At 68.3% G+C, this 21,625-nt stretch carries 22 protein-coding genes and 1 pseudogene; 15 read left to right on the forward strand and 8 right to left on the reverse strand.

The window, feature by feature from the left end; all coding sequences use genetic code 11:
* Window positions 1–21: 21 nt before the first annotated feature.
* The 6 genes and pseudogenes from ACIA12_RS04435 to ACIA12_RS04460 all read left to right on the forward strand — a co-directional run bounded on the left by ACIA12_RS04435 (window position 22) and on the right by ACIA12_RS04460 (window position 9,688).
* Window positions 22–2,481 (forward strand): CHAT domain-containing protein, encoded by a 2,460-nt coding sequence (locus ACIA12_RS04435; protein WP_396365392.1) that lies wholly within the window; start codon window positions 22–24, stop codon window positions 2,479–2,481.
* Entirely contained in the window at window positions 2,478–5,483 is a 3,006-nt protein-coding gene (locus ACIA12_RS04440) for a CHAT domain-containing protein (protein WP_396365393.1), read from the forward strand. Before ACIA12_RS04435 ends, ACIA12_RS04440 begins: the two co-directional genes overlap by 4 nt.
* 283 nt (window positions 5,484–5,766) lie before the next feature.
* A pseudogene (locus ACIA12_RS04445) lies at window positions 5,767–6,818 on the forward strand (phosphoketolase); the annotation flags it as partial.
* A 207-nt stretch (window positions 6,819–7,025) separates the two neighbouring features.
* Window positions 7,026–8,138 (forward strand): hypothetical protein, encoded by a 1,113-nt coding sequence (locus ACIA12_RS04450; protein WP_396366027.1) that lies wholly within the window; start codon window positions 7,026–7,028, stop codon window positions 8,136–8,138.
* Complete coding sequence (locus tag ACIA12_RS04455) at window positions 8,120–9,190, forward strand: acetate/propionate family kinase (protein WP_396365394.1); 1,071 nt, start codon at window positions 8,120–8,122, stop codon at window positions 9,188–9,190. The genes ACIA12_RS04450 and ACIA12_RS04455 overlap by 19 nt, the downstream gene beginning before the upstream one ends.
* Window positions 9,191–9,250: 60 nt before the next feature.
* Entirely contained in the window at window positions 9,251–9,688 is a 438-nt protein-coding gene (locus ACIA12_RS04460; RefSeq protein WP_396365395.1) for a ribonuclease H, read from the forward strand.
* A gap of 9 nt (window positions 9,689–9,697) precedes the next feature.
* On the opposite strand, the gene ACIA12_RS04465 is transcribed toward ACIA12_RS04460, so the two are convergent.
* Window positions 9,698–10,093 (reverse strand): hypothetical protein, encoded by a 396-nt coding sequence (locus ACIA12_RS04465; protein ID WP_396365396.1) that lies wholly within the window; start codon window positions 10,091–10,093, stop codon window positions 9,698–9,700.
* Between ACIA12_RS04465 and ACIA12_RS04470 the strand changes: the two genes are divergently transcribed.
* The gene (locus ACIA12_RS04470) at window positions 10,076–10,462 is read left to right on the forward strand and encodes a response regulator transcription factor (RefSeq protein WP_396365397.1); all 387 of its coding nucleotides are present in this window, start codon (window positions 10,076–10,078) and stop codon (window positions 10,460–10,462) included. The genes ACIA12_RS04465 and ACIA12_RS04470 overlap by 18 nt on opposite strands.
* A gap of 28 nt (window positions 10,463–10,490) precedes the next feature.
* On the opposite strand, the gene ACIA12_RS04475 is transcribed toward ACIA12_RS04470, so the two are convergent.
* Both ACIA12_RS04475 and ACIA12_RS04480 read right to left on the reverse strand, forming a co-directional pair.
* The gene (locus tag ACIA12_RS04475; RefSeq protein ID WP_396365398.1) at window positions 10,491–11,264 is read right to left on the reverse strand and encodes an SDR family oxidoreductase; all 774 of its coding nucleotides are present in this window, start codon (window positions 11,262–11,264) and stop codon (window positions 10,491–10,493) included.
* 18 nt (window positions 11,265–11,282) lie between these two features.
* Window positions 11,283–12,011, reverse strand: a complete 729-nt coding sequence (locus ACIA12_RS04480; RefSeq protein ID WP_396365399.1) for a DUF427 domain-containing protein — start codon at window positions 12,009–12,011, stop codon at window positions 11,283–11,285.
* Window positions 12,012–12,109: 98 nt separating this feature from the next.
* On the opposite strand from ACIA12_RS04480, the gene ACIA12_RS04485 reads away from it, so the two are divergent.
* From ACIA12_RS04485 to ACIA12_RS04505, 5 genes are all read left to right on the forward strand, one after another.
* The gene (locus ACIA12_RS04485) at window positions 12,110–12,880 is read left to right on the forward strand and encodes an alpha/beta fold hydrolase (protein ID WP_396365400.1); all 771 of its coding nucleotides are present in this window, start codon (window positions 12,110–12,112) and stop codon (window positions 12,878–12,880) included.
* A 257-nt stretch (window positions 12,881–13,137) separates the two neighbouring features.
* Window positions 13,138–13,932: a sigma-70 family RNA polymerase sigma factor gene (locus ACIA12_RS04490; RefSeq protein ID WP_396365401.1), complete on the forward strand. Its 795-nt coding sequence runs from the start codon at window positions 13,138–13,140 to the stop codon at window positions 13,930–13,932.
* A gap of 42 nt (window positions 13,933–13,974) precedes the next feature.
* Window positions 13,975–14,931 carry a TIGR03557 family F420-dependent LLM class oxidoreductase gene (locus tag ACIA12_RS04495; RefSeq protein WP_396365402.1) on the forward strand — a complete coding sequence of 319 codons (957 nt, stop codon included), beginning with the start codon at window positions 13,975–13,977 and terminating at the stop codon, window positions 14,929–14,931.
* Between the two features lie 16 nt (window positions 14,932–14,947).
* On the forward strand, window positions 14,948–15,556 hold the full coding sequence (locus ACIA12_RS04500) for a flavodoxin family protein (protein ID WP_396365403.1): 609 nt from the start codon (window positions 14,948–14,950) through the stop codon (window positions 15,554–15,556).
* 182 nt (window positions 15,557–15,738) lie between these two features.
* A complete protein-coding gene (locus ACIA12_RS04505) occupies window positions 15,739–16,362 on the forward strand; it encodes a hypothetical protein (protein ID WP_396365404.1) in 624 nt (207 codons plus the stop codon).
* 8 nt (window positions 16,363–16,370) lie between these two features.
* On the opposite strand, the gene ACIA12_RS04510 is transcribed toward ACIA12_RS04505, so the two are convergent.
* The 4 genes from ACIA12_RS04510 to ACIA12_RS04525 are packed head-to-tail and all read right to left on the reverse strand — an operon-like array spanning window position 16,371 to window position 18,997.
* A complete protein-coding gene (locus tag ACIA12_RS04510; protein ID WP_396365405.1) occupies window positions 16,371–16,856 on the reverse strand; it encodes a DUF6328 family protein in 486 nt (161 codons plus the stop codon).
* 35 nt (window positions 16,857–16,891) lie between these two features.
* Window positions 16,892–17,245, reverse strand: coding sequence for a hypothetical protein (locus ACIA12_RS04515; protein WP_396365406.1), 354 nt, complete (start codon window positions 17,243–17,245; stop codon window positions 16,892–16,894).
* A 13-nt stretch (window positions 17,246–17,258) separates the two neighbouring features.
* On the reverse strand, window positions 17,259–17,651 hold the full coding sequence (locus ACIA12_RS04520) for a VOC family protein (RefSeq protein ID WP_396365407.1): 393 nt from the start codon (window positions 17,649–17,651) through the stop codon (window positions 17,259–17,261).
* Window positions 17,648–18,997, reverse strand: coding sequence for a cytochrome P450 (locus ACIA12_RS04525; protein WP_396365408.1), 1,350 nt, complete (start codon window positions 18,995–18,997; stop codon window positions 17,648–17,650). The genes ACIA12_RS04520 and ACIA12_RS04525 overlap by 4 nt, the downstream gene beginning before the upstream one ends.
* A gap of 163 nt (window positions 18,998–19,160) precedes the next feature.
* Between ACIA12_RS04525 and ACIA12_RS04530 the strand changes: the two genes are divergently transcribed.
* Window positions 19,161–19,406: a hypothetical protein gene (locus ACIA12_RS04530; protein WP_396365409.1), complete on the forward strand. Its 246-nt coding sequence runs from the start codon at window positions 19,161–19,163 to the stop codon at window positions 19,404–19,406.
* 61 nt (window positions 19,407–19,467) lie between these two features.
* Here the strand turns inward: ACIA12_RS04530 and ACIA12_RS04535 are convergent, their stop codons facing one another.
* On the reverse strand, window positions 19,468–20,193 hold the full coding sequence (locus ACIA12_RS04535) for a GAF and ANTAR domain-containing protein (RefSeq protein ID WP_396365410.1): 726 nt from the start codon (window positions 20,191–20,193) through the stop codon (window positions 19,468–19,470).
* Window positions 20,194–20,331: 138 nt separating this feature from the next.
* Here ACIA12_RS04535 and ACIA12_RS04540 point away from each other — a divergent pair, with 138 nt between their 5' ends.
* On the forward strand, window positions 20,332–20,793 hold the full coding sequence (locus ACIA12_RS04540) for an SRPBCC family protein (protein ID WP_396365411.1): 462 nt from the start codon (window positions 20,332–20,334) through the stop codon (window positions 20,791–20,793).
* The gene (locus ACIA12_RS04545) at window positions 20,790–21,620 is read left to right on the forward strand and encodes an SDR family oxidoreductase (protein WP_396365412.1); all 831 of its coding nucleotides are present in this window, start codon (window positions 20,790–20,792) and stop codon (window positions 21,618–21,620) included. The genes ACIA12_RS04540 and ACIA12_RS04545 overlap by 4 nt, the downstream gene beginning before the upstream one ends.
* Window positions 21,621–21,625: the final 5 nt, after the last annotated feature.

Raw genomic sequence — 21,625 nt, forward strand, 5'->3', positions numbered from 1 at the left:
CGGACCGAGGAGGACTCGAGGATGGACGAACCGAACGGTGACGGGTCGGGACAGTGGGCCTGGACGAAGGCGGAAGCGGTATCCCGTTTGATGCAGTTGCAGGAGACGGCGGCCGGCGGCGAGCTGGTCGATTCCCGGACGGCACTGGACGAGGTCGACCGGCTGGCGTCGGCGTTCGTGGGCGATCCGCAGGTCCAGACCCTGGTCGAGTCCACCCGCGCGATCGTGAAGATGACCGCCGCGCCCGGACTGGTCGATGTGGAAGGGATGCGCGAGGTGCTGAAGAACCTCGGCGAGATCGCCGGCGACCAGGCCGGGCCGCTGATGGAGCTGATGCCGGACTACCTCGACGCCGTGCAGTCGCACCTGCAGGGCGGCGACCTGGCAACGACGCTCGCTCGGTTCGCCGGCATCTTGAAGCGGGCCGAAGATCTGCCTGACTCAGATCTTCTCCGGACAGTGACGGCGGAGATAGCGCGTGCCGCCGAGCTGATGCGGTCGCTGGACGGCGGCGAGCCGGACGGCGACGAGGCCGGCCACGATCGCCGGCTCGAAGCGGTGCGAGAGCTCACGGACCGTCCGGGCGCCACCGACCTCGAACGTGCGATGCGCCTGGCTGCCACCGGCGGCGCGGCATTGAACGAGGGCAGGGAGCAGAACCTCGGGCGGATCAACGAGGGCATCGCTGACCTGCGCGAGGCGGTGAAGCTGTCCGGCGATCATCCGGAGGGTGTTTTCCACCGCGCCGGCCTCGCGCTCGCCGTCTATCGCCGTTCGGAGGTCACCGGATCGCTGGCCGACGTCGACGAAGCGATCACGGTGCTGGAGCGGGCGCGGGAGCTGGCCCGGGGGCCTGCCCATCCGCATTGGAGCATCGTCAACGACATGTTGTCTCAGTTCCGTCAGCGCCGGGGGAAGCCCTCGTCATCGAGTCTTGCGGTGCTGGACTCGTTGCGTGGACACGCCTGGCAGGTGTTGCTGCAGCCGGACGCGGGTGTTGCCCGCGCGACCGCCCTGAGGGCGGCACAAGATGCCGTGGAGACGGCCGGCCGCTTGCTCGTCGAGCATGAACCCACCGATGCTCTCCGCGCACTGGACGCCGGACGGGGGCTGCTGTTGTTCTCGGCAACCGAGCTGCGCGATCCTTGCCCGCGGCTGATCGAGGCCGGCGAGGATGGGCTGGCCGAGAGGTGGCGATCGGAAGCGCGGCCTTCGGCATGGCTGCGGGACGAGGTCATCGAGGTGCTGTCCCGCGATACCGACCTGCTCGATCCGCCAACGCTCGAAGAGATCCAGGAGGCGCTGGGCCGGCTCGGCGCCGACGCCCTGGTCTACCTGGTCCCCGCGGCCGCGCCGGTGCCGGGCTGGGCGGTGATCGCGCCGGCGGAGGGCCCGCCCCGCTACCTCGCGCTGCCCTACCTGGCCATTGACGACGGGATGGAGATCGAGCGCTATCTCGCCGCTACCGCAGCGCGCCGGGACAGCGCACTCCTGGGCAAGACCCGGGAGTTCAAGAGCGCCGAGCCGGCTGATTTCGCGGAGAGCCTGGACGCGTTGTGCAGCTGGGCATGGAAGGCTGCCATCGGTCCGATCATCAAGCCGTACCTCGACAACACCTCGGGCCGGACCCCGCGTCTCGTGCTCATTCCGATGGGCGACCTGGCCCGGGTTCCGTGGCAGGCAGCACGACGACCCGACGGCAAGTATCTGGTCGAGCTCGCCGCCGTGTCGCAGGCCGCGTCGGCCCGGATGCTGTGCGCCTCCGCGGCGGCCGAGCCGGTCCGGCACACAGCGGCCGGCTTGGTGGTGGCCGACCCGGAGACCGAGGGACCGGCGGTGGACCTGCAGTCCGCGCGCCTGGAGGCGTACGCGATCCACCGGACTTTCTGTCCCGGCGCGACCTATCTCGGCCGTCGGCCGGACGGCAGTGTCAGCGGCTCCGGCGCTGGTACCCCGGATGAGGTCCGGAACTGGTTGCGGGCAGACGGCTCACACGCGGGAACGATGGTGCACTTCGCGACCCACGGAGACATGACGACCGACGCGGCTCACGCGTCGTCACGGCTGCTGCTGGCCGGTGGAGACCTCACCGCGGACGAACTGATCCGCTTGCTGGACGGCGGCCGGCATCCCATCGGCCTGGTGGTGCTGGCCGGCTGCCACACCGGCCAGTCGATTCACGGGTACGACGAGGCATACAGCCTCGGCACGCTGTTTCTCGCCGCCGGCGCGCGCACGGTGCTGTCGACGCAATGGAGCATCCCGGATCAGGACACCTCACTGCTGATGTACATGTTCCACCACTTCCTGATCACCGAGCGCCGCCCACCGTGGGACGCGCTCCGGCAGGCGCAGCTGTGGATGCTGGACGACGCGCGATCGGTGCCCAGCCAGATGCCCGTGCCGCTGCGCCGGATGCTCGCGGGCACGGACCCCACCCGCCTCACCTCGTGGGCCGGGTTCGTCCACTGGGGACAATGACCAACAGGGAAGGCAGCAATGCCATGGACGTGACCATCGCGAAGCTACGAGCTGACCTCGCGCACTTGAAAGGCCCGGCGCGGCTGCCCAAGCTGCTACTCCTCGGGCAGGAGCTCAGCAGGCGCTACATGCGCACCGGACCAGGCACCCCGGCTGCGCTCGCCGATCTGTCCGATGCAATCGCCGCGATCAACGAGGCCCATGGCCTGGCCGGTCGCAGTGATCCGGCCCGCGGGCACCTTGCCGGACTACTCGGTTGGCTGTTGTCTGCTCGCTACGGCACGCACGGAGGCTCGACGGAGGACCGGGAGACCGGCATCGTCGTGCTCCGCGAGGCGCTCAGCTTCCCCGGCTTCCCGCCGATGGAGGTCATGACGGCGCGCCTGTCGCTTGGCCAACTGCACCTGAACCGCGCGATGGAGGCAATCAACCCCGCGGCGGCGCGCGGCGGCTTCGCGGGTGCGGCGTCCGGGGCGTCGAGGTCCGATGCGGACCTTGCGGCCGAGTGCTTCCGCGAGGTGCTCGCCGGCCCGGTGATCAGCGCCGAGCTCACCACCCTGGTCCAGGCCATGCTCACGCTGGTCGAAGCGATCCGCCCCTTGCTCGACGGCAACCTGGCCGGCTTCGACGTCACCAAGATGATGACTGCGATGACAGCGGTGCAGCAGCTGCAGCAAGGCGGCAGCCCGCTCATGACGCCAGGCGCGCGAATGCCCTCACCGCCGGCTTTCACCTTCGATGCCGGTACCGTCGACCCGCTCGACCATCGCGTTGCCACCATGCAGGGCGCGGCTCCGTCGAAGCCGGCCCCCGTGCCGCGCCGTCCCGCCTCAACCCCGGTTGTGGTCGCCGAACCCGACGCTGCTCGGAAGGCCGCGCGCAGCCGGTTGGCGACTCTGTCGGGGGTCTCCGGACAACCCGTCTGGGAGCAGGCGCTGGCCTTGCTCCAGGCGGGGCCCGAGCAGCTCGGAGCCGCAGAACTGGACTCGTTCGTCGGCGCGGCGGTGAACGCGGCCGCGACCGCGGATGAAGACCCGGTCGAGTCGGGGCTGGATCGCCTGCTGTCGGCCGTTGCACTGTGCTTGCGGGAGCGGCGGGACGGCAGTGGATGGGGCGAGGACGACGACGCCGGCCTCAACCTCGCCGCCGCGGAGCAGCTTCTGGCCGCGAAGGAAGGCATTCCGCCCGATCATCCGGCCGCGGCCGCTGTCATCGAGGCAGTTGGCGGCACGCTTGACCAGGCGCGGCCCTTGGCCGGCGTGATCACTGGTCAGTTCGAGGCGTACGCGGCGGAGGTGTCGCCGCGTTCGGCGCCGGTGATCGCCGTCAGCGAGTTGTGTCGCGTCGTGGCCACCGGTGGAGGCGTCGATCCGGAGCCGCTCGAGGCTGCCGTCGCCACCGTACCGGCCGATCATTTCGCGTACGCCGGGTTGTCGAGCGCGGTCCGGCAGCTTCGACTCGTGGCGGCTGTGCGGGCCCATGATCCCGCTGCCATCCGCGCAGCGGTCGGGCCGGAGCCGACGGGAGTCACCGGGCTGCTCGACGCGGTGGTTCATGATGACGCGGAGCTGCTGCGCAAGGCTGTCGACGGACTTACCGGCGAGGTTCTGTCACCGCGGTTGGCAGCGATCGTCGGCGCGAGTTACCTGGAGCTGACGGGAGAGCAGCGAGACCTCGAGGCCGCCATTCACCTGCTGTCCAAGGCCATCCGGGAGCTCGATGATGCCAGCGTGGGGCTGCGCACCCGATCCTGGTGGCGGCTGGCCACGGCGTATCGCCGGCGCGGAAGGCCCGGAGACGCCGAGCTGAGCCGCGACGCCGGGGTGAACGCGTTGAACGGCGGTGGCCAGGACACAGAGAGCGCGGCGCGGTTCGCCGGGCAGATGCTGGGGGAGAGGCGTACCGCGGAGGCGTTCGCCGCTCTCGAAGTGGCAGCGACCGCGTCCGGCCAACCGGTACGGCTCGCCGAGGACGTTCGCGGCGTCATCGTCGGCATCGACCCCCAGGCCTCGCTACCCATCGAGGTGCCGCTGCTCACAGATGTGGCCGCCGCGGTCCGCTCGATCGGAGCCACCGCGCTCGTCTACCTACATCCGACCGATGACGCGGGCCGGGCCGCCGGCGTGTTGTGCTTGGATCCGGCGACCGACCGCCTCGACGTACTCGCGAATGTTCCGGTGAATGATCCGCTGCTGCTGGACGACCCCGGCTGGTCGGCGATCACGGGGCGGTGGACCGCCGGCAGCCTCCTCGTCGTCGCAACCGGCGAGCTCAGCCGCCTTGCGCTGCCCGCCGTCCGAACCTCCACAGGCCGGCGCCTTGCCCAGAAGATGAGCGTCACCTACGTGTCCTCCGGCGCACGCGTGATCGACCTGGCCGGTCGCCCACCTGTGCCGATCACCGACGCTCCGCTGTTCGTGGTCAACCCGCGGGGTGACCGGGATTCGGAGATGGCCGACGTGATGGTTCTGCGGCGCCTGTTCTATCCGCGCTCGACCTGTCTGGGCCGTGCCATCGAGTCGGTGGACGCAGCGGGGACGAGGGAGGACCTGCTGACGGGCCTGCCCGGCGCATCGATGACGCACCTGGCCTGCGGGCTCCAAGACGACGGGGTGCCGGCCCTCCTCCTGGCCGAGGATCAGTCCCTTCTCGTGCGCGACGAGAACGTGCACGGCAAAGGACTGGTCGTCCTCGCGAAACCAGAACCCTCCGGATTCGCGTCGATCGCGGACGGGTTCCTCGACGCGGGCTTCTCCAGTGTCATCGGCTGGCAATGGCCGGTCCCGGCGCCGTACGCCGAACTTGCTCTCTTCATGACCCACCTGATGCTCGTCGACCATCGTCTTCTTCCGGCGGCGGCCGTGAACGCCGTCCACCGGTGGATGCTCGACCCCGATCGTGACCTGGCGCCGTTGCTGACCGGCGCCCATGTCAGAACCGTCGAAACGATCGACCTGACCCGTCCGGCGCTCTGGGCCGCGCTGGCTTGTCGTGGCCGCTGAGACCGGCGACGCCATGTCCGATCCCACTGAGCGGCTGCGAAACCTGCTTCTCCGAGAACTACGCCGCGCGGTTGCCGCGCGGACGGAGGGTGGCGCCAACCCAGCGAAAGTGTCTTCCGAACTCGAGCAGCGCCTGCATCAACTTCGCTGGATGCTCCACGAGCCCGGCCCCGGCGGATCGCCGTGAGGAGATGCTGTCTGCGCGCGTGCGGATTGCTCGTCGGCTCCGGGGGTACTGGAGCGCCGACCGAGCGGGGTGCGCAAAGCCAGGGAGGAATCTTCGGTGCAACGGATCAATGCCGCGCCACTGAACGACGACGAGCTGCAGGGCCTCGATGCTTACTGGCGGGCAGCCAATTACCTGTCCGTCGGACAGATCTACCTGCTCGCGAACCCGCTGCTGAAGGAGTCGTTGCGGCCCGAGCACATCAAGCCGCGGCTGCTCGGGCACTGGGGTACGACGCCCGGGCTCAACCTGATCTACACCCATCTCAATCGGCTGATCCGGCAGCGCGAGCACGAGTTCATGTACGTGATCGGGCCCGGCCACGGTGGTCCCGCGATCGTGGCGAACAGCTGGCTGGAGGGCAGCTGGACGGCGACGTATCCGAACACCGGACAGGATCTCGCCGGGCTGACCAGGTTGTTCAAGCAGTTCTCGTTCCCCGGCGGCATTCCGAGTCACGTCGCGCCCGAAGTACCGGGATCGATCAACGAGGGCGGGGAGCTGGGCTACTCGCTCAGCCACGCGTACGGCGCCGCGTTCGACAACCCGCGGCTGGTCGTGGCCTGCGTGGTCGGCGATGGTGAGGCCGAGACCGGCCCGCTGGCGACCTCGTGGCACTCGAACAAGTTCGTGGACCCACGCCGCGACGGCGCCGTGCTGCCGATCCTGCACCTGAACGGCTACAAGATCGCCAACCCGTCGGTGCTCGCGCGGATCGGCGACGAGGAGCTGACCGCGCTGCTCCAGGGCTACGGTCACGAGCCCTACCTGGTCGAGGGCTCGGAACCGGAGGAGGTCCACCAAGCGCTGGCGGCCGCGATGGATCGCTGTCTCGACCGGATCTCCGACATCCAGCGCGAGGCCCGTACCACCACCGCTGACGTACCCCGGGCCGCGTGGCCGATGATCGTGCTCAAGACGCCGAAGGGCTGGACCGGGCCGCACACCGTCGACGGCGAGCCGGTCGAGGACACCTGGCGATCACATCAGGTGCCGCTGTCCGGAGTACGGACGAATGAGGATCATCTCCGCAGTTGGAGGACTGGCTGCGGAGTTATCGGCCGGAGGAGTTGTTCGAGGAGACCGGCCAGCCTGTCTCGAGTGTGCTGGAGCTGGCGCCGGCGGCGGATCGCCGGATGGGGTCGAGCCCGCATGCCAACGGTGGGCTGATCACGCGGGAGCTGGAGTTGCCGGCGATCGCGGAGTACGCCGTACCGGTGAAGGCGCCCGGGGCCGAGGACGGTGAGCCGACGAAGGTGCTGGGAGCGTTCCTGCGAGACGTCTTCACCGCCAACCAGACGCATCGCAACTTCCGGATGGTCGGACCGGACGAGACCGAGTCGAACCGGTTGTCCGCGGTCTACGAGGTGACCGCCAAGGCGTGGAACGCGGACCGGCGCGACACCGACGTCAACCTGGCGACCGACGGACGGGTGCTGGAGATGCTCAGCGAGCACACCTGCCAGGGCTGGCTGGAGGGGTATCTGCTGACCGGCCGGCACGGGTTGTTCTCGTCGTACGAGGCGTTCGTGCACATCGTCGACTCGATGGTGAACCAGCACGCGAAGTGGCTGAAGACCGTCAACCGGCTCGACTGGCGACGGCCGATCCCGTCGCTGAACTACCTGCTGACCTCGCACGTCTGGCGGCAGGACCACAACGGCTTCTCGCACCAGGACCCCGGGTTCATCGACCACGTGGTGAACAAGAAGGCCGAGGTCGTCCGGGTCTACCTGCCGCCGGACACGAACACGTTGCTCTCGACCATGGACCACTGCCTGCGGACGAAGAACTACATCAACGTCGTTGTCGCAGGCAAGCAACCGCAGCCGAACTGGCTCGACTGGGAAGCGGCCGCGCTGCACTGCGCCCGCGGCATCGGGGTCTGGGACTTCGCCAGCAATGACGACGGCGAGCCGGATGTGGTGATGGCCTGTGCCGGCGACGTACCGACGCTGGAGACGATGGCGGCGGTCGATCTGCTGCGCGAACACCTGCCCCAGTTGAAGATCCGGGTCGTCAACGTGGTCGACCTGATGCGGCTGCAGGGCGCGACCGAGCACCCGCACGGACTGACCGATCCGGACTTCGACGCGCTCTTCCCGCCCGGTACGCCGGTGATCTTCGCGTACCACGGGTATCCGTGGCTGATCCATCGGCTGACGTACCGGCGCAACAACCACCAGGACCTGCACGTGCGCGGGTACATCGAGGAGGGCACGACGACCACGCCGTTCGACATGGTGGTGCGCAACAATCTCGACCGGTACCACCTGGCGATGGATGTGATCGACCGGGTGCCGTCGCTGGGCAGCCACGCGATCTCGAAGCGGCAGTGGTTCGCCGACCAGCGGACCCGGCATCACGCGTATGTGACGGAGCACGGCGAGGACCTGCCGGAGGTTCGTGATTGGCGCTGGAGCCGATGAACCTGCTGATCGTGAACGCGGGTTCGTCGAGCCTGAAGCTGCGGGTGCTGTCCGACGACGACGAGGTGCTCGACGAGCAGAACGTTTCCGACTGGGATGGTTCGCCGGCGGCGCTGGACAAGCTCGACGCCGACGCGGTGGTGCATCGGGTCGTGCACGGCGGTGAGCGGTTCGACCGGGCCGTGCTGGTTGACGACGAGGTCGAGGCGGCGATCGAGGAGCTGGTGTCGCTGGCGCCGTTGCATCAGCCACAGGCGCTCGAGCTGATCCGGCATACGCGATCCGGTGGCCTGCCGGTTATCGCTTGTTTCGACACGGCGTTTCATCGGAGCATTCCGGACAGTGCGGCGACCTATGCGCTTCCGGGGCGCTGGCGGGATCGGTTCGGCTTGCGGAAGTACGGGTTCCACGGGCTTTCGCACGCGTACGTCGCACGCCGGGTGCCTGAGTTGCTCGATCGCGAAGTACCGCGGCTGGTGAGTGCTCATCTGGGGGCCGGTGCGTCGTTGTGCGCGATCGCCGAGGGCCGGTCGGTCGACACGACGATGGGGTTCACTCCGCTCGACGGTCTGGTGATGGCGACTCGGTCGGGATCGGTCGACCCCGGGTTGCTGCTCTGGCTGCAGACCTCGGGCGGGCTCGGTGCGGACGAGATCGGCGACGCGCTGGAGCACGAGTCGGGATTGCTCGGGCTCAGTGGGAAGTCGGGTGACCTGCGCGGGGTACTGGCCGGGTTCGAGGCCGGCGACGACGCGTGCAGGCTGGCGTACGAGGTGTACGTGCACAGGCTGGCGGGCGAGATCGCCCGGATGGCAGCCGCGCTGAACGGCCTCGACGCGCTGGCGTTCACCGGCGGCGTGGGGGAGCACTCGGCATCCCTCCGCGCGGCCGTGACCCGTCAACTGGCCTGGCTCGGCATCCTGATCGACGCCGAGGCCAACGAGTCCGCCACCCCGGTGATCAATGCCCCCGGCAACGACATCGCCGTCAGCATCGTGGAGTCCCGCGAAGACCTGACGATGGCAGCCCAGGCCCGCGCCCTCTTGGAGTGACTCGGGTCCAGGTAGGGTTTTGCCGTGAAACCTCGCGCCCGCCGTCCTCGTCCGGCCGACATGCCAGTCCCCGTGGGCGCGCGGTCGGTGTTCACCGATGGTGCCTGTTCGCGCAATCCCGGGCCTGGCGGCTGGGCCTGGGCGTTGTCGACGACGGAGTACGCCGCCGGCCACGAGGCGGATTCCACGAACCAGCGGATGGAGATCCGCGCCGCCCTCGAGGCCGTCCGGGCGAACGACGGCCCGCTACTGGTCGTCTCGGACTCGACCTACGTCGTCAACTGCTTCCGCGACGCCTGGCACACCGGCTGGCTCGAGCGAGGCTGGCTCACCTCGGCCATGAAGCCCGTCGCCAACAGAGACCTCTGGGAACCCCTCGTGGAATTGGTGACCAAGCGCGAGGATGTCGCCTTCCAATGGGTGAAAGGCCACTCCGGCCACGAGATGAACGACTTCGTAGACACCCTCGCCGTCGCCGCCTGCTTCCCCCAGCACTGACGCGCAGGCTCAGGGGTGGAGGTAGAGGCCTTCGCCTAGGTCTAGGCGGAGGGATTCGAGGATGACGAAGACGGTACTGGTGATGAAGACGTCGGTGGCGCCCAGGACGGTGGAGTACCTGTTGATGACTGGTGCTGCGGCTTGTGCGGAGGCCGTGTCGAGGTAGGCCTTGACTGCTGCCCAGGTGTTGTCGCCGTACTTGGCGTAGAAGGGCATGGGGTGGACGGTGGCCAGTGCGGTGCGTGCGTTGTCGACGATGTCGGTCACGTACTGCTGGTGCAGGGTGAGATCGCGCGCCGCATGCTGGAATCCGACGCTGTCCTGGACCTCGAAGGAAGCCTGGTGATGGCGCTGGCCTGTTGCGAGCTCGGGGACAGGCGCGCGGCCGTGGTTGCGATCGAGCACGCGCTCGACCTCGCCGAGCAGGATCGGCTGATCCTGCCGTTCGCGATGACCGGCGCGTGGCGGGTCCTCAAGGTACTGCCGGCTTGGGAGACCCGGCACGCTGCCCTCGTGGCCGATGTCCTCGATGCCGTCAGCAGCGGTGCGCCGCCGGCCCGGATCCCGGCCGAAACCCTCAGTCCCGGTGAGCTTCGCGTCCTCCGCTACCTGCCCACCAACCTGACCCGGCCGGAGATCGCCGCCGAACTGCTGATCTCGCTGAACACCGTCAACACCCACATTCGCAGGATCTACGCCAAGCTCGGCGCCACCGATCGCGGTACCGCCGTACAGCGCGGTCGCGAACTCAACCTCATCTCGACCACCCGCTGATGCCTCGAGCGGGTGTCGACGGTACGGCTCAGAGGCTGTGGACCAGGCCGCCGTCGCAGCGGACAGCGGTTCCTGTCACGTAGGACGACAGGTCGCTGCACAGGAACGCGGCGACGGAGGCGAACTCGTGGACGGCGCCGAACCGGCGCATCGGGACCTCGGCGGCCTCCTCGGCCTGGATCTCGGCCGCGGGCCGGCCGGTCCGAGCGGCCTTGGTCGCTTCGACGGCGTCCCGGCGGGCGGTCCGGAAGCCGCCGGCCAGCAGCAGGTTCACCGTTACGCCGTCCGGTGCGACCTGGGTCGCGAGGGTCTTGAGGTACCCGGCGAGTGCGGGGCGGCCGATGTTCGACAACGTCAACGCGGGCAGCGGTTCCACGATGTTGGTGGCCGAAACGGCCAGGATCCTGCCCCAGCCACGCTGCCGCATCCCGTCCAGTACCAGAGACACCAGCCGCTGCTGTGGCCGGATCACCGACGCCACCGCCGTACCGATGTCCTCCGTCGTCACGTCCAGTGCGCTGGCCGGCTTCGGCCCAGGACCGTTGAGGACCAGGATGTCCACCGATCCGAAGACGTCCGTCGCGGCTTGGATGATCTGCTCAGGACCGCCGTCGCGCATCATGTCCACGCCGACACCGATTGCCGACGGCAACTGTGCGGCAATCGACTTGGCCAGCTCCGCCCGGCGCCCGGTCACCACGACGTTCGCGCCTTCCGCGGCGAGTGCCCTGGCCACGCCCTCGCCCAGCCCGGAGGTCGAGGCGCACACCACGGCGGTCCGGCCGGCAATGTTCAGATCCACGAAAACGTGCTCCTTCGATCAGCGGGAGAAGTGGGTGACTACGCGGTCCAGGCGCACGCCGTCGACCGTCAGGTCGACCGCCTCGTTCAGGAACGCGACCAGTCCCATCACCGGCCGCAGTGCGACCGTCGGGAAGTCGTACGACCATGCGAGATCAGCTTGGTCTCCCACCGACCAGTATTCGCTGGTACGGCCCTTGTAGGGGCATTGCGTCCGGGTCGGGCTCGCGGTGAGGTGCTCGAACTTCACGGCCTGACGAGGGAAGTAGTAGCGAGTCGGCAGACCTGTTTCGAACACGGTGACCGTCGAGCTGGATTCGGCCAGGACGACACCGTCGAGCTCCACCTTGACGTGACGCGACGAGCGCATCGGGTCGACCCGGTGGTACGGGCTTCTCGGATGGACCCAGACCTGGTCGTCCTCCTCGAACCAGGCATCCAGCGCCTCCCAGTCGAAGGTGACCCGGCCAGGGACGAGGCCGTCATCGTACCGGCGCGCCTGTCCGTGGCCGGCCTGGTGGATCCGGGCCAGGCCACGAGCCTGCTGTTCGACCTCTCCGGTGTCCCGCAACAGCCCGTCGGCGACGTCCTCGACCGGGATGTAGTACGCCGGGTAGCCCGGCCACTCCCACAAGTAGAGCGCGTTGGTGGTGTCCACGACACAACGGTTCGAGAGCATCGCCCGGATCCGGCGCGGGACCGGTGCGGTGTGATCCACCGGCACGATCATCGGGGGGAAGTCGTTCATACCGGACATTCCACCCGCTGGCCAGACGAGCTCCGTAGGAATCTCACTCCCTGTCAGAGAGGTTTTGTGTCACAAGGCGGTGGCCGGGCCGGTCTTAGTTGAATACTGGTCGTCGACGGAGTGGGAGTGATCTGACGTGGCGGGAGTTCCGCCATGTCATGCCGCTGCTGGCCGAGCGGTACCGGGTGATCGCGGTCGACCTGCGGGGGATGAATCTGTCGGCCAAGCCGGCCTCCGGCTACGACAAGCGGACCATGGCGCGGGACATCTTCGAGCTCGTTCGTCACCTCGGCTACTCGATGGCCAGTATCGCCGGCCACGACATCGGGTCGATGGTGGCCTACAGCTACGCGATCAATCATCCCGAGGCCATCACCAAGCTGGCCATGATGGAGGTCGGGCATCCGGATCCCAGCCTGTACGAGCTGAGGCTGCTCCCGTCCGACGGTGCGCCGAACCTGTGGTGGTTCCCGCTCAACCAGATCCGTGGCCTGCCCGAGCAGCTGCTGGCGGGACGGATGCGGTTCGTCGTCGACTACGTTTTCGACACCCACCTGGTCGACCGGAGCAAGGTCGGTGAGCGCGATCGGCTGGCCTACGCGCGTGCCTACGACAGTCCCGATGCCATCGCGGCCGGGAACGGCTGGTTCCAGACCTTCGACCAGGACGTCGCGGACTTCAAGACCTACGACAAGGTGACGGTACCGATCCTCGGGCTCGCCTCGCCGGCGAACTTCGCGGGGATCCAGCAGACCTGGCCACAGTTGGGTGCTGACGTCCGGTTGACCATGGTCGACGAGTCCGGCCACTTCCTCCCGATCGAACAACCGGAGGCGGTGGCGCAAGCACTCGCCGCCTTCTTCGGCTGAGAGCCCTCAGCTCACCTGGCTGTGACGCCGTGCAGGAGAGCCCTGCCGCCGACGGTGAATATGTTCCGGCTGCAGACAATCCTCGGTACACATCATTTACCGGCCCGGTACGCCGAGGGCTCTGAGCGTGATCCTGGACGCGGTGCATGGTTTGTGAGCGAGGGGGTACGGAGGGTGTGCTGCTGACCGTGGTCTAGAAGTAGGCCACGCCGTGACGTTGGTGTCGCGAGGTCGAAATGGTTGCTTGTGTCAGTTCAGTGCCCACGCAGTGTCACTCCGCCCGGGATCGCGCGGCGCGCGAGTCCGCGACTCAGGAGTTGTTCAGGCGACGGGAGCGGAGTACCGACGAAACCGAGCGGCAGGAGCTGCTCGAGGCGATTGTCGAGGTCAACATCGAGATCGCGCGAGGGATCGCGCAACGGTTCCGCAACAAGGGGCCGGAGGCGGAGGATCTCGAGCAGGTCGCCTATCTGGGATTGGTGAAGGCCGCGCGCGGCTACCGGCTCGACGCGGACACGCCGTTCATCGGTTATGCGATTCCGACCATCCGGGGCGAGGTGAAGCGGTACTTCCGTGACTGCGCCTGGACGGTGCGGATCCCGCGGCGGTTGCAGGAGTTGCAGGGGATGATCGCGGCCAGGCTGCCGGATCTGGAGCAGGAGCTGGGCCGGGAGCCGAGTTCGGCCGAGATCGCCGAGCGGCTGGGGGTGGAGGAAGAGGAGGTCGACCGGGCCCGGGCAGCCTGTGGTTGCTTCAGGGTGCTGTCGCTGGATCGGCCGGAGACCGAGGCCGGCTTGCCGTTGGCCGACGTGGTGGCCGATGAGGACGACCGGTCGCTGGATCAACTGGAGGCGATCGAGGTACTCCGGCCGGTGCTGGCGGAGCTGTGCGACCGGGATCGGGAGATCTTGCAGTTGCGGTTCGTGGAGGGTCTGACGCAGACCGACATCGGTGCCGAGATCGGCGTCAGCCAGATGCAGGTGTCCCGCTTGCTGCGGCAGATCCTCGACAACCTCAAAGACCGGCTGGCCCCGCTGCCGTCGGCTGCCTGATCCGCCGCACGGCAACGGTTCTCAACAGATTCGGAGGTACGGATGCGGATCGGGTTCAAGTTGATCGCGGAGGCGTATTCGCCGGTCGAGATCGTGGAGCAGGCGGTGCGGGCGGAGGAGGTGGGCTTCGACTTCGTCGAGGTGAGTGATCACTTTCATCCGTGGGTCTCGGAGCACGAGCATTCCGGCTTCGCGTTCTCGATGCTGGCGGCGATCGCGGCCCGTACTACGCGGATCGAGCTCGCGACCGGTGTGACGTGTCCGTTCATCCGCTATCACCCGGCGATCGTCGCGCAGGCGGCGGCGACCACCGGGTTGCTCGCGGACGGTCGGTTCACGCTCGGCCTCGGCGCGGGGGAGCGGCTCAATGAGCACGTGGTCGGCAAGGGCTGGCCGGCCGTTGCCCAGCGCCACGAAATGCTGCGCGAGTCGATCGAGATCATCCGGCTGCTGTGGAGCGGCGGGTACCACTCGTACGAGGGCAAGCATCTGCGGCTTGAGGATGCTCGGGTCTTCGACCTTCCGGACCCGCTGCCGCGGATCGCTGTCGCGGCGGGAGGTCCGGCCGCGGCTCGGATTGCCGGAGAACACGGTGACGCGCTCTTCGCGACAGAACCTCGGGCCGACCTCATCGCGGCGTACGAGGAAGCTGGTGGAGACGGCCCGCGGTACGCCGAGGTGCCGCTGGCGTGGGCGCCATCCGTCGAGGAGGCCGCGGAGTCGGCCCGGCGGCTGTTCCGGTTCGGGGTGCCCGGCTGGAAGGTACAGGCGGAGTTGCCGAACCCGGTGAACTTCGACGCCGCGACCGAGTTGGTGACGGGCGACCACATGGCGGAGCAGTTCGGCTGCGGTCCCGAGGTCAGCCGTCATCTGGAGATCGCGAAACAGTTCGCCGACGCGGGCTACGACCAGCTCGCCCTGATCAACGCGGGCCCGGACCCCGACGGCTTCTTCGACTTCTTCAGCAAGGAACTCGGTCCGGCCCTCAACGACCTCTGAACAGGAGACGCAGTACATGACAACCCTGCAAGCGCTCGTCCTCGGCTGTTCGCTGAAGAAGTCCCCGGCGCCGTCCAGCTCGGAGCTGCTCGGCCGCGAGGTGCTGACAGCGCTGGCCGACCACGACACCGAGGGCGAGGTGGTCCGGATCGTCGATCACACGGTGAAGTTCGGCGTCTCCACCGACGAGGGCGACGGTGATGAGTGGCCGGCGATCCGGGAGAAGGTGCTGGCCGCGGACATCCTGGTGATCGCGACGCCGATCTGGCTGGGACAGCCGTCCAGCGTGGCGAAACTCGTGCTGGAGCGGCTCGACGCCGAGCTGAGCGAGAAGGACGAGCGGGGCCGGATGCTCACCTTCGGCAAGGTCGCGGCGGTCGCGGTGGTCGGCAACGAGGACGGTGCCCACCATGTCACCGCCGAGCTGCTGCAAGGCCTGAACGATGTCGGCTTCAGCGTCGCGGCCGGCGGATCGACGTACTGGGTGGGCGAGGCGATGGGCGGCGTCGACTACCAGGACGCCGGCCCCAAGGCCGACACCACCGGCTCCGCCACCAAGACCCTGGCCGCGAACGCGGCGCACCTCGCCCGGCTGCTCAAGTCCCAGCAGTACCCACCGAGCTGACCGGCTCGCCGCCGGCGAACGAGCCGCCCAGGGAGACCGTGCTGCCGGAGACGGCAAGCGCCTTGACCCGGTACCTGATCGGGTGACAAATCGGTCGGGCGGCGATTGATGCAAGTGCCTGCGGGAACCGGGAGAATACGCCGCTCGGTCCAGCAGCGGCCGGTTCGAGGGAGGCCGCCATCGTGAACGTCTATCGACTCCTCTGGCGGGGCTTCTGCGTCGCCTTCGGGCTGCTCGGTCTGGTCAGTGGCTTCATCCTGCTGCCCGGCAAGGCGCTGATCTGGCTGGCTGTCTTCGGCGCGACGGTCTCGTCGGCCGTGATCGTGACCTGGCGGTCCGCTGACGACAGTACGCGTGATCGCCTGCCCGCCGGTCGGTCGGCGCTGATCATCGCGCTGGCGGGGATGGCGTTGCCGGCCGCGGCGGGGCTCGGGTTTCTGATCGGTGGCGGGGTCGTCTTCGTCGTCATGCTTCTCGGGCTGAGCTCGCCGCCCGTGATCGTCTGGTGCGGGCGCAAGGTGGGGTGGACGCCGGAGTCGGCGAGTAGCGCGGAGCGGGTGCTGCCGACGGTCAGTACGGCCGAGATCTGCCGTCAATGGCAGGAGAGCTACGCCTCGCTGAACGCCGTCGGAAGCACTGCCCGGCTGCGGATCGTGATGGCCCGGCAGCGCTGCCTCGACGAACTCGAACGCCGCGACCCGGTCGGCCTGAACGCGTGGCTGTCGTCATCTGCCGCGAGCGCAGGCGGCAACCCCCGCCCCTTCCTGCGCACGAACGTCGACGATCCCGCCGACGGCGCCTCTTGATCAGGGTCTCAGCTGTTGTCTCTGTACTTCGCGCGCACGTAGGCGGGCAGCGCGTACCAGGACAGGATGAAGGCGACGAGCACTCCGGCCAGGATCGTCATCGCGACCGGCCGGGAGAGCACCGCGTCCAACGCGAGCAGGACGCCACCGGCGATGGCGCCGATCAGGAAGACCAGGCCGGCGCCGACCAGGTGATGGCTGATCGGCACCAACTTGTCCCGCATCCCTTGCTGGTAGACCATCCGGTGGAATGACACCGGCGCCAGAAAGAGCGCGACGGCGATGGCCGACGCGGTCAGGGTCACCGCGTACACGTGGTGGGTGAATTGGTCGGCCGCCTGGAACCCGCTCTGGTAGGCGATGGTCAGCAGGAACGCGAACAGGATCTGGGTGCCGGTCTGAGCCAGCCGGAGCTCCTGCAGGAGCTCGTTCCAGTGCCGGTCGAGGCGTTCACCGGCGTCTTCGTCTTCACGGCTGTAGGGCTGGCGGGCCATCGCGTTCCTCACAAGGCGGTCAAGCGGGCGGTCGGTCAGGAGTGGTCGCCGTCGAGGAGCTCGTGGAGCTCGGCGACCGCTTCCGCGATCTCGTCATGGTCGTACTGCGCGGCGCGGGACTCGGCGCTGATCACTCCACAGCGGTGGACGCGCCGGAAGTCGCCGTACGGGAACTTGTAGCGGCCCTTGGTCTGCTCGCTCTGCTCGGTGTCGATACCGAGGTACCACAGGCCGAAGTCGTCCCAGCCGTGCTTGTCGAGGTAGGCGTTCTCCTCGTCCGCGGTCGGCGCGTGCTCGCTCCAGTCGTCCCGCTCGTCCTTGACCGTCCTGGCCTTCTTGATCAGGTCCTTCGCATGGTCGAAGGCTGCCTTGTTCAACTTCGTCGCCACTGTCTTCGTCCCTTCACTCGGTCTCGACGTGGATCACGCAGAACTCGTTGCCGTCCGGATCACGCAGCACGATGAAGTCGTGTTCGTCGGGGTAGTCCCAGTCGTCGGCCACGGTCGCGCCGAGCTTCACCAGCCGGTCGATGTGGTGATCCCGCTCGCGGGTGTAGAGATCGATGTGGACCGGCGCTGGGTCGGACGGGATCTTCGGCGCTCGCTGGACCAGCACGCTCGGCCCGGTGCCGTCGGGATCGGTGAGCTTCGCGAACTGATCGTGCTCACCGATCCGGTCCGGTGCGGTGTAGCCGAGCGCCGCGGACCAGAACGCGGCGGTCCTGTCCATGTCGGTGGAGTTGACGACGACGGTCGCCAGTCGCAGATCCCCGATCTCGGCGGGTTTCGCAGTCACGAACTACTCCTTTCAGCTAGCTGACGGTCTGCGGTCGGGAGGCTCTGTTTGCGCCAGAATCCGATTCTGATCCGGCTGTGGTCGAGGGAGCCCGGGAGTCGCCCGGTGAGGTCAGCCCGGGTGATCGGATCGACGTCCAGGTCGTAGTTGCTGATGACGTGGCTGGTGGCGGCGCTGGTGGTCAGCAGGACGACGTTGCGGCCTGGGCAGACGGCGGGGCCGGCGCTGAACGGAATCAGCGGCCAGGCGGAGTCCGACCGGCCATCGAGCCAGATGGCCGGTTCGAAGGTGTTGGCGAAGGGGAGGGCTTGGTCGTCGCGATGGAAGACCGAGCTGACGATCGCGAACTGGGTGCCTGCTGGGGCGGTACCGGCTGCCCAGCTGGTGGGTTCGGTGGCTTCTCGTAGTACGACGAGGGTGGTCGGCCAGAGGCGGAGGGATTCCTGTACTGCGGCGCCGGCCTGGGCGAGTAGCGGGGACGCCTGCGGATGGCGTGCCTCGTACGCCACGATCTCGGCCTGCTCGGGATGGGTGCCGAGCAGCGCGAGGAGCCGCCACAATGCGATGCCTGCCGCGTCGAACGCGAACAGCCAGTGCGGTACCTGGCCGGCTGGATCGAGTGGACTGTCCGGCGTCGCGTCGAGCGCCTCGACCAGGCTGCCGGGCTCGGCGCGTACGACGTACTGGCTGAGTCGTGCCTGGAAGCGATGTCTTGCCGGTGCGTTGCGGGGATGGAACTCGGCCCAGTTCGCGTTCGAGCGAAGGGTGTCCAGCAGCGCGGTGAGCTCGGTGTCGCCGGCCGCCCGGTCGCCGAGCACGATCCGGCGGACGGCGCGTGACCAGATCTCGCGGAACCCGGTCCAGCCCACGGTGGCGTCGAGCTTGTCCAGCTCCTCGGTGATGATGCCGGTCATCTTGTGGGCGTGACGATGCACGGGTTGGTGGGAGTCGAGGGCGTGCTCATTGAGTTCCCGTCGCGGACCGCGCAGAGCTGGTTCGCTGATCAGTACGGCGTGCGGCTGGAAGTGCCGCAGAGCGCCGACCTTCTCGGCGGCTGCCGGAGAGAACGGCACGGGTGTCTGCTCCAGCACTCGGTGGACATGCTCTGGCTGCAGGACGAGCGCCACGGTCCGGCCGGGAAGCCGCAGCAGCAACGGCCCTTCGCCGTACCGCTTCCGAAGCCGCCGAACCTGCCGCAGAGACCGCTCGTCGGCAGCCAGTCGCTGAGCGAGGTACGTCATCGCCGGCCGCCGCAGAATCGCTCCCTGAGCGGCAACGGGCAGCAGTACATCCCGAACAGCACGCGCGGTATCGGCAACCGAAGCAACAGGCAAGCTGGCTGACATGACCTCCAGGTTCCCGTCCGCTCCAGGACTATGCAGCGGTCCAAGCCTGCAGGGAGTGGTGGTTTCCGGGGATTGAGACTGATTGCGCAGGGTACCGGGCGATGGACAGAGCGTGACTATGTTGCGCTAGGCAAGGTTGAGGACGGAAGGGCGGAATCGACTCATGAGACCCATTGCTCGGATGGTGGCGGTAGTGGGAATGGTGGTGGCCTTGGTCGGTGGTGGCGGCACGGCGGCGTACGCGCAGACCACCGGTGGTACAGGCGTTCAGGGTGAAGGCGAGGTCGCGTGCGGCTACGACTACAGCGCCTGCGTGACGAAGTGGTACGACTACGTGCTCGTCAAGAACTACATCGTCAGCAAGATCTACTACCGCGGCGGCGGCTACCACTTCTACTGGTGGAACTGACCCGGCTGCCAGGCCGGCCGCTGCCCGCCCGGAACCCTCGCAGCGGCCGGCCTCGCCATCGCTAGCTGGTGAGGCGGCTAGGCAGTTTTCTGGTTTCGATCAGGTACTGGGCCACGTCACGCAGTTTCTGGTTGTTGTCCTGGGAGTAGCGCTTGAGTACTTCGAACGCGCGGTCCCCGTCGAGGTCGAAGCGCTCCATCAGGATGCCCATCGCCTGTCCGACCAGCTTGCGGGCGTCGACGGCCTGCAGCATGGACTCGTCGTGCCGGGCGTTCGCGACCGCGACCGACGCGTGCCGGGCGAGGATGTGGGCGATCGCCTCGTCGTCCGGGGTGAACGCGTTCGGGTGGCTGCTGTAGAGGCAGAGCACCCCGATCACTCCGGCAGCAGTAGTGAGCGGAACGTCGAGCACGCTGCGCACGCCGAGAGACTGGACCTGTGAACTCCACTCGGGCCAGCGTGCCTCGTCCTTGGTGTCGATCACCAGGAGCGCCCGGCGGCCTCGCAGACATTCGGTGAGCGGCCCGTCATCGCGATCCATCTGACCCTGATAGATCTCCGCGACGACGGGGTCGGTGACCGCCGGGATCTCGAGTCCGCGGCCCTTGGTGGCCAGCGCGACGCCGGCGTGGGTGCAGCAGCTCAGCGCCTGGAGTGCGAAGTCGACGACCGCCTGGACGGTTTCCTCGACGCCGTCGTTGTCGTGCAGTTCGACAGCGAGCCGGGCGAAGGTGTCCGCGGCCGAGTGCGCCCCGGGTGGGGCAGCGGGGTGAGCGTGCTGATCCATGCCCAAATCATGCCTCGCCGACCGCGATCCCGGTACTGCGCCCGGCTGGGCGTGGCGGGGCCGGGCTGCACAAGTTCCGGTTTCGGGCTGCCCCGGCGGGTTACCGGGAGATCTCCCGATCCGAGAGGAAACCAGACGATGGGTACCACTACCGAGTCCGTGGACGTCAAGGCGCCGATCGGCGTCGTCTACAACCAGTGGACACAGTTCGAGTCGTTCCCGCGGTTCATGGACGGGGTCGACGAGGTCCGGCAGCTGGACGACACGCATACGCACTGGGTGACCAGCATCGCCGGGGTGAAGCGCGAGTTCGACGCGACGATCACCGAGCAGCATCCGGACGAACGGGTCGCCTGGAAGTCGGAGAGTGAGCCGAGGCACGCCGGCGTGATCACCTTCCACCGGCTCGACGACACGACCACCCGGGTCACCGCGCAGATGGACCTCGACCCTGACGGTTTCGCCGAGCAGGTCGCGGACAAGTCCGGGATGATCAGCGGCCGGGTCAAGGGCGACCTGCAGCGCTTCCGGGACTTCATCGAGGAGCACGGCCCGGAGTCCGGCGGCTGGCGCGGCGATGTCGAGCGGCCGGACGCATGACGTCGGTACTTCTCACCGGCGCGGGCAGCGGGATCGGCGCCGCCACGGCGCTGCACCTCGATCGCCAGGGCATGCGCGTCTTCGCCGCTGTCCATGACCGCGACGACGGCGACATCCTGGCCCGGCAGTCCTCGCCTGCGCTGAGCGTCCATACCGTCGATGTCCGGGATCGCGGGTCCGTCGAGGCGCTGGCGGCCGAGGTGTCGGCGGCCCTCGGAGCTGAAGCGTTGACCGCGGTGGTCAACGTGGCAGGGGAGGGGATCGCGGGGCCGTTGGAGTTGCTCCCGGTCGAGAGCCTTCGCGAGCAGCTCGACGTGAACGTGATCGGCGCGGTCTCGGTGACGCAGGTCGCCCTGCCACTGCTTCGGCGTGGCAGGGGCGGCCGGGTCGTGTTCGTCGGGTCGATGGGCGGTCTGGTGGCGGTACAGCTGGCCGGCGCGTACCACGCGTCGAAGTACGCGATCGAAGCGATCGGTGACACCTGGCGTCAGGAACTGGCTCCGGAGGGCATCTCGGTGTCGATCGTCGAACCGGGGCCGATCGCAACGCCGCTGTGGGCCAAGGCGGTCGAGACCCTTGACCGGCTGCCGGCCAGCGACCGGTACGCGGAGCGGATCGAATCCTTCCGGGAATCGTTGCGCAGCGCATCGAAGAACGGCGCGAGCCCGGCGAAGGTGGCGACGGTGATCGAGCACGCGATCACCGCTCCGACGCCGCGCACGCGCTACCCGATCGGCGTCGCCGCCAGGGTGATCCCGAAGGTACGCAGCCTGCTCCCGGACCGCCTGTTCGACCTGGCCGCCCGACGAGCCACCGCCAAGTCCTGAACGAC

Source organism: Kribbella sp. NPDC051620 (assembly GCF_044453825.1).
Classification (GTDB): Bacteria; Actinomycetota; Actinomycetes; order Propionibacteriales; family Kribbellaceae; genus Kribbella.

Excerpts from the sequence above, each read along its gene's own strand:
- ACIA12_RS04435 (WP_396365392.1), top strand. The coding sequence starts at position 22 with ATGGACGAACCGAACGGTGACGGGTCGGGACAGTGGGCCTGGACGAAG.
- ACIA12_RS04440 (WP_396365393.1), top strand. The coding sequence starts at position 2,478 with ATGACCAACAGGGAAGGCAGCAATGCCATGGACGTGACCATCGCGAAG.
- ACIA12_RS04450 (WP_396366027.1), top strand. The coding sequence starts at position 7,026 with ATGGTCGGACCGGACGAGACCGAGTCGAACCGGTTGTCCGCGGTCTAC.
- ACIA12_RS04460 (WP_396365395.1), top strand. The coding sequence starts at position 9,251 with ATGCCAGTCCCCGTGGGCGCGCGGTCGGTGTTCACCGATGGTGCCTGT.
- ACIA12_RS04480 (WP_396365399.1), bottom strand. The coding sequence starts at position 12,011 with ATGAACGACTTCCCCCCGATGATCGTGCCGGTGGATCACACCGCACCG.
- ACIA12_RS04495 (WP_396365402.1), top strand. The coding sequence starts at position 13,975 with ATGCGGATCGGGTTCAAGTTGATCGCGGAGGCGTATTCGCCGGTCGAG.
- ACIA12_RS04500 (WP_396365403.1), top strand. The coding sequence starts at position 14,948 with ATGACAACCCTGCAAGCGCTCGTCCTCGGCTGTTCGCTGAAGAAGTCC.
- ACIA12_RS04510 (WP_396365405.1), bottom strand. The coding sequence starts at position 16,856 with ATGGCCCGCCAGCCCTACAGCCGTGAAGACGAAGACGCCGGTGAACGC.
- ACIA12_RS04525 (WP_396365408.1), bottom strand. The coding sequence starts at position 18,997 with ATGTCAGCCAGCTTGCCTGTTGCTTCGGTTGCCGATACCGCGCGTGCT.
- ACIA12_RS04530 (WP_396365409.1), top strand. The coding sequence starts at position 19,161 with ATGAGACCCATTGCTCGGATGGTGGCGGTAGTGGGAATGGTGGTGGCC.
- ACIA12_RS04535 (WP_396365410.1), bottom strand. The coding sequence starts at position 20,193 with ATGGATCAGCACGCTCACCCCGCTGCCCCACCCGGGGCGCACTCGGCC.
- ACIA12_RS04540 (WP_396365411.1), top strand. The coding sequence starts at position 20,332 with ATGGGTACCACTACCGAGTCCGTGGACGTCAAGGCGCCGATCGGCGTC.
- ACIA12_RS04545 (WP_396365412.1), top strand. The coding sequence starts at position 20,790 with ATGACGTCGGTACTTCTCACCGGCGCGGGCAGCGGGATCGGCGCCGCC.